Annotated in this window: 5 protein-coding genes; all 5 read right to left on the minus strand. The window is 37.9% G+C overall.

Annotated features, from left to right (window positions below):
* Positions 1 to 42: 42 nt before the first annotated feature.
* Positions 43 to 579: a stage V sporulation protein T gene (spoVT, locus tag AC07YC_RS22120; RefSeq protein WP_008180268.1), complete on the minus strand. Its 537-nt coding sequence runs from the start codon at positions 577 to 579 to the stop codon at positions 43 to 45.
* A gap of 247 nt (positions 580 to 826) precedes the next feature.
* Positions 827 to 4,336 carry a transcription-repair coupling factor gene (gene mfd / locus AC07YC_RS22125; protein ID WP_494920453.1) on the minus strand — a complete coding sequence of 1,170 codons (3,510 nt, stop codon included), beginning with the start codon at positions 4,334 to 4,336 and terminating at the stop codon, positions 827 to 829.
* 138 nt (positions 4,337 to 4,474) lie between these two features.
* Positions 4,475 to 4,702, minus strand: coding sequence for an anti-sigma-F factor Fin (locus tag AC07YC_RS22130; protein WP_008180264.1), 228 nt, complete (start codon positions 4,700 to 4,702; stop codon positions 4,475 to 4,477).
* 201 nt (positions 4,703 to 4,903) lie between these two features.
* On the minus strand, positions 4,904 to 5,464 hold the full coding sequence (gene pth / locus AC07YC_RS22135) for an aminoacyl-tRNA hydrolase (protein WP_008180262.1): 561 nt from the start codon (positions 5,462 to 5,464) through the stop codon (positions 4,904 to 4,906).
* A gap of 156 nt (positions 5,465 to 5,620) precedes the next feature.
* Positions 5,621 to 6,217, minus strand: a complete 597-nt coding sequence (locus tag AC07YC_RS22140) for a 50S ribosomal protein L25/general stress protein Ctc (RefSeq protein WP_036220557.1) — start codon at positions 6,215 to 6,217, stop codon at positions 5,621 to 5,623.
* Positions 6,218 to 6,529: the final 312 nt, after the last annotated feature.

Consider the following 6,529-nt stretch of genomic DNA (forward strand, 5'->3'; position numbering starts at 1 on the left):
ATTACACGCCCTAAAAGGTCATCGCAATAACTTTTACATGCATCAGCTATTCATTTGTTTCGCTAAGAAGTTTGCAGCCGTTTCCACTACTTTCACTTCTACCTCACCAACAAAATGCACTTTAGACAATACTATAATGCAGCCAATTGGGTCACCGTTCACCATAATAGGTGATGCACAATATGATTTTACTTGCTCATATTGTCCAGGAACAATTTCAATGGATGTCTCCATTTTTTCAATTTTAGTAGAGCGCTCTTCCATGAAGCCTTCTGCAAAGGACGTTATACGACGATTGATATACTCTTTTTTACCAATCCCTGCTACGGCAATTACTTCATCACGGTCTGTAACAAATGCTGGTGTTCCTAATGTTTCATATAATGTTTCAACATATTCTCTTGCAAATTCTCCTAAATCATTAATTGGAGAATATTTTTTTAATATGACTTCACCTTCACGGTCCGTATAAATTTCAAGCGGGTCGCCTTCACGAATACGTAGCGTCCTACGAATTTCTTTTGGAATAACTACACGCCCTAAATCATCAATACGACGAACAATTCCTGTTGCCTTCATTCTAATGCCTCGCTTTCGCTACAATAAAATTTTTTATTCAACTATAGTATGGTTTTTATTTAAGTAATCTATGCAAAAACTGAAGAAAAAGGATTTCACAACCATCAATTTTTTTCAAAAAACTTGCATTACATCAATCAACTCATTATTAGAGTACCCAAGGAATACGTTTCTATAATAAATTGATTAAAATTATAATGAAAAAGGCAGTCTTATCTTTTCTTCAAAAGATAGGACCGCCTCTTTATTAAAGCTTCTTTGCTTGATCAATAATTTGCATCAGCTCTTCCAAAATATCAAAGGGTTGATGTTTTCCGCACTTCCGCTCATCAATGGTTAGTTTTAATTGCATGCCATCCATACCAAAACCAACAGCACGTTCAAACTTCATGGACTCTTCAATAATTTTACTACCATCAACATTTGCTGTTCCCTGTTCGGATAGCATGATTGTAATAAGTTTCTGCTTATCCTTTACAGAGACTACTCCCGCACCTAATCCCCATACTTTCATTCGTGCTACACGAAGTAGACGCTCTGTTTCAATCGGAAGATCACCAAATCGATCTTCTAACTCCTCCATGATTTCACCATACTCCTCCACCTGATCCATCGCTTTAATGCGTTTATACATTTGAATTTTTTGGTATCCATCAGGGATATAGGCATCAGGAATATAGGCATCGACACTTAATAAAATTTCAATCTCAGGTTTTTCTTCTTTTTTCACACCTGTTTGACGCTCTTCAATTGCCTCTTGGAGCATCTGTGAATATAAATCAAAACCAACTGAATCAATAAAGCCGTGCTGTTGCGCTCCAAGTAAATTTCCGGCGCCTCGAATAGATAAATCTCTCATAGCAATTTTAAAGCCTGAACCCAGCTCCGTAAATTCTTTAATAGCCTGCAATCTTTGCTCTGCAACATCTGTCAATACTTTATCACGCTGGTACATAAAATAGGCATAGGCTACCCGGTTAGAGCGCCCAACGCGTCCACGCAATTGATAGAGCTGAGCTAAGCCCATTCGATCGGCATCGTGGACAATTAACGTATTAACATTGGGAATATCTACACCGGTCTCTATAATAGTCGTTGTTACAAGTACATCATAGTCTCCTTCTAAAAAGGATAATATGACTGATTCTAATTCAGACTCTGACATTTTCCCATGTGCATGACCTATTCGTGCCTCTGGAACGAGCACTTGAATTTCCTCAACTTTTCTAGCCATATCTTCTACTCGGTTATATAAGTAAAACACTTGTCCGCCACGTGCCATCTCTCTTTCGATTGCCTCTCGAACTAGTGCCCCACTATGTTCCATCACATATGTTTGAACCGGGAATCGATTGGCTGGTGGTGTTTCAATAACAGACAAATCTCGGACCCCTACCATTGACATATGGAGTGTTCTCGGAATAGGTGTGGCTGTTAACGTTAACACATCGACATTTGTTTTTAACTGCTTTATTTTTTCTTTATGCGTTACTCCGAAACGTTGTTCTTCATCAACAATCAATAAGCCAAGGTCTTGGAATAATAAATCCTTCGATAAGATTCTGTGTGTTCCGATAACAATATCGACTTGCCCTTCTTTTAACCCTTTTAATGTAGCTGTTTGCTCTTTCTTTGACCTGAAGCGTGATAGCAACCCTACATTAATAGCAAAGTCCTGAAAGCGTTCACGAATGGTCTCATAATGTTGCTGAGCTAAAATGGTTGTAGGAACAAGGAAGGCAACCTGTTTACCATCTTGAATAGCTTTAAATGCGGCACGAATAGCCACTTCTGTTTTACCATAGCCTACGTCACCGCAAACTAGGCGATCCATAGGACGTTCACGTTCCATATCTCTTTTTACTTCAACAATAGAACGTAGCTGATCCTCGGTTTCTTCATAGGCGAACATTGCCTCGAAGTTACGCTGATCATCATTATCAGGTGTAAAAGCATGCCCCTTTTCAGCTTCTCGCTTCGCATAAAGCTTAATTAAATCATCTGCAATATCCTGTACAGCTGACGATACCTTAGCTTTAGCTTTTTTCCACTCTGCGCCACCTAATTTATGTAGCTTCGGTTCTCGGTCCTCTGATGCCACATACTTTTGGATTAAGTCTATTTGCTCGACAGGTACATATAATTTATCGTCTGCACGATATCGAATATGCAAGTAATCCTTATGTGTTCCATTTACCTCTAAAGTTTCTACACCAATATATTTCCCTATTCCGTGGTGAACATGAACAACATAATCACCAGGTTTTATTTCCGTATAGCTTTTAATGCGTTCTGCATTCGTCATTTTTTGCGTACGTGCTTTTTTCTTAGCCTGCTGCTTAAATAGTTCATCCTCTGTTACAATGGCCAAACGTTGGAGCGGTAATTCGAAACCACTCGACAATACTCCATCGACAATATAAATTCCAGCATCTGTAGGCTCACCTATAGCAGCATGGATATCATACTCTTCTAGCATTTGCTGAACACGTTTCACACGCTCTTTATCTCTAGCTACGATGAGTACTGTAAATTTGCCAAGTAACCAGCGTTCAATCTCACTTTGTAGCAATGCCATTTGTCCGTGAAATTGTTGCATTGGCTTGCAAGAAAAGTTAGTCGTCTTATTAAACGTTATGCCCGAAAATGAACGTGAGAATAATGAAAAGGACAGCTTTTGTTGCGACAACATTGCCACTATTTCCTTTAATGTGAAGGCTGGTTTGACATCATGCACCATTTTCCCTTCTTCAATTAAAGATAAAAACCATTCCTCTTCTTCACGTTCCCATGCATCCATAACTTCCTGGATACGTCCAAGCTCATCAAATAGCACAATTCCATCTTGCGCAAAATAGTCGCCTAAAAAAGCCGTCTTATCATATAGTAATGACCCATATTTATTGACATAGTCAGGAAGATTTCCTTGTTGTAGCAATTCAATATCATACTGAATATGCTGATAAAGGAGTTCTTTTGTTTCCTGCTTTTTAACTTTCTTTAGACTTGCGGCTAAGGCTTTTTCTAAACGACCAGCCAAGTTCTGTCTTTCTGATTTTGTCAGAATAACCTCAGAAGCAGGAAGTATACGAATTTTTTGTAATTTATCAATAGAGCGTTGGTCATCTGCCGAAAATGTTCTTATAGAATCTACTTCTGTATCAAATAATTCAATCCGAATAGGTGATTCTAAATACGGTGGATAAATATCAAGTATGCCTCCACGTAAGGCAAATTCGCCAGGTGTAGTCACCATGGAATTTCTGACATAGCCCATTTCAACTAAAGTTTGTAGCCATGCATCTACTTCAATTTCATCGCCCACAGTTGTTTGTAAAAAATAGTGTAGCCAATGTTCCTTGGGCTGCATGATCTTCCTTAAACCTGCAACAGGGATCACGTAAACAGCCTTCTCCCCCCTGGCTAAGCAATCAAGCGTGGCGATTCGCTCCGCTCGTAATTCTGGAGAGGCCACAGAAAGGTCTGCAGCAATAAATTCGTCCGCTGGGTAATAGTGCACATTTTCTTCACCTAATAGTCCAGCAAGCTCATCCACCATTCTTTGTGCCTGCAGTAGATTAGGAGACACAATGTAAATCGGCTTCTTTGCATATTCAAATAACGCATCGACCATAACGGGACGTGCGCTTCCAGTTAAACCTGTAATAAGCTGTGATGCAGTTTGACCGCTCTGAATCTCCTGTAAAAATGATGTAATATGTTTATCCCTCGACACAAGCTGTCGTAAAACTTCCACAGTCAAAAGCTCCTTTCAGCATAAAATTCTATTTGTCATTACTAGCATTCTAGTGCTAGTTTGTATATATTTATTAGCCATTTTACAAAATGGAAAAAGCCTTGAACACACATGAAGTGTGTCAAAGCATCCTTCCAATTATTGAATCCATTTATTGAGTGCATGATAATCTGGATATTGTCTCAGCGAATCCTCACATTGCTCACAAATACAGTGCACAGTCGTATGACCATGCTGATCTTTTTCAACATAATCATCGGCTTCTCCCAATTCGAAAATATGTAGTTTTCGAATTGTATCATCTGCATCAAATGGTAGTGTCCCTATTTCTACTTCACAATGCCGACATCGATAGCGAACTGACATCTCCAAATCATCCTCCTTTAAGCAACTTTCTACTTAAAGTATAGACATTTATAAATTGGATTATGCACTATTTTCGTGTCTTCAGAATTCATGAACTTAAAAATGGGAGAATTAATTTTTGCTTATAGGCAAGACTTATCCATATAAGCATGAGTTTAACTTAGACTTCTATATCCAAAAATTTTAACTAAATTCACGACTTTACTTGTTAAAATGATTCATCACATCAAGAAATGGCTTTGAAAGAGATACTTCTACAGCATTTACAGACTTTTCAATGGCTTCTTTCATATAAACCTGATCTTCCTTTGAAAACTTTGCTAATACATAGTCTGCAACCTTCATACCAGCTGGTGGACGACTAATGCCTACTCGGATTCGATTAAATTCCTGCGTACCTAAATGTTGAATTAAGGATTTAATGCCATTATGGCCACCCGCACTTCCTTTTTGGCGCAAGCGTAATTTTCCAGTTTCCAAATCGAGATCATCGTATATAACAATTAGATCTTCCACATCAATATCAAAATAATCCATTAAGGGACCTACACATTCCCCTGATAAATTCATATATGTTAAAGGCTTAACAAGTAGAACCTTCCCCTCAGGTCGATGAACAGTTGTGTACATACCATTAAATTTTGAATTTGTTAAAGGTGCCCCCCATTTTTCTGCTAACGCATCAATTACATCAAAACCAATATTATGTCTAGTGTGCTCATACGGTTTACCCGGGTTTCCTAAACCAACGATAATTTTCATAAGTACCTCTCTTCTTTCAAATCTAATAGTCATTATTTTACCATACCACATACCTAGAAAGCATTTTGAACAATTACTAAACGCCATTTTAACGCTACAAAAAAAGCTAGCAAGAAAGTTTTTAGCTTTCTTACTAGCCTGATCAATAATTTTATTTTACACTTGCTCTTCTTCTACGCTAGCAGTGACTTCTTCTTGCTCTGCCGAAACAGGAGCAACAATCGTTACTAATAGATAATCATCCTCACTAATAACTTCTACAGGCGTCTGATTTCGAATCTCCGCTACAGTTAGGGATTCCCCTACTTTCAGTGATGAAATATCAACTTCAATGGAATCAGGTAGTTCAGCTGGCTTCACCTTCACTTTTAATTCTAGGTTAGGCTGCATTAAAATACCGCCCTCACTCACTCCAACTGACTGACCAACTAATTTAATTGGCACATCGGCCTCTAATTCCTCCGCCATGTTAATCGCTAAAAAGTCTACATGATTAACTTCATCTTTTAATGAACATTGCTGTACTTCTGATACAACTACATTCACTTTTTTCCCCTCTAAATCTAGTGAAAACACACTGTTTTGCCCATTTTTTTGAATGGATTTCTTAAATTCTTTTGCAGAAATAGAAATTGGGGTTGAATCTAACTTATAGCCGTAAATAACTGCAGGAATGGCTCCCCCTTTTCTAAGTTGGGTTAATGTCGAACGATGCCCAGTTTCGCGCTTTGTAACACTTAATACTGTACTCATATCTCTTTATTCCCCTTCCAAGAAAATTATTTACGCCTTATCAACAATCGGCCACTCAGCTTTTTAGTGACTATCTTGTTTAAGGCTATAATAATATTTACCTCTATTTTTTAAAGTAGTGTAAATATTATGACGACACATTTACTATTATACCCCTTTATTAGTAGATTCACACATAATATACTCTTTCCCTTGATTAAATAAAGAAAAAAAGAGGCTGGGACAGAACTAGCTGATATTCAAGATAAAAGGGAAATCGATGCTGTTCGATTTCCCTTTTTGCTTATTTGACTAAGATTTTCCACTATTTTT

The sequence above is a fragment of the Lysinibacillus sp. GW247-5R2A genome, assembly GCF_059424475.1.

Excerpts from the sequence above, each read along its gene's own strand:
- spoVT (WP_008180268.1), bottom strand. The coding sequence starts at position 579 with ATGAAGGCAACAGGAATTGTTCGTCGTATTGATGATTTAGGGCGTGTA.
- AC07YC_RS22130 (WP_008180264.1), bottom strand. The coding sequence starts at position 4,702 with ATGTCAGTTCGCTATCGATGTCGGCATTGTGAAGTAGAAATAGGGACA.
- pth (WP_008180262.1), bottom strand. The coding sequence starts at position 5,464 with ATGAAAATTATCGTTGGTTTAGGAAACCCGGGTAAACCGTATGAGCAC.
- AC07YC_RS22140 (WP_036220557.1), bottom strand. The coding sequence starts at position 6,217 with ATGAGTACAGTATTAAGTGTTACAAAGCGCGAAACTGGGCATCGTTCG.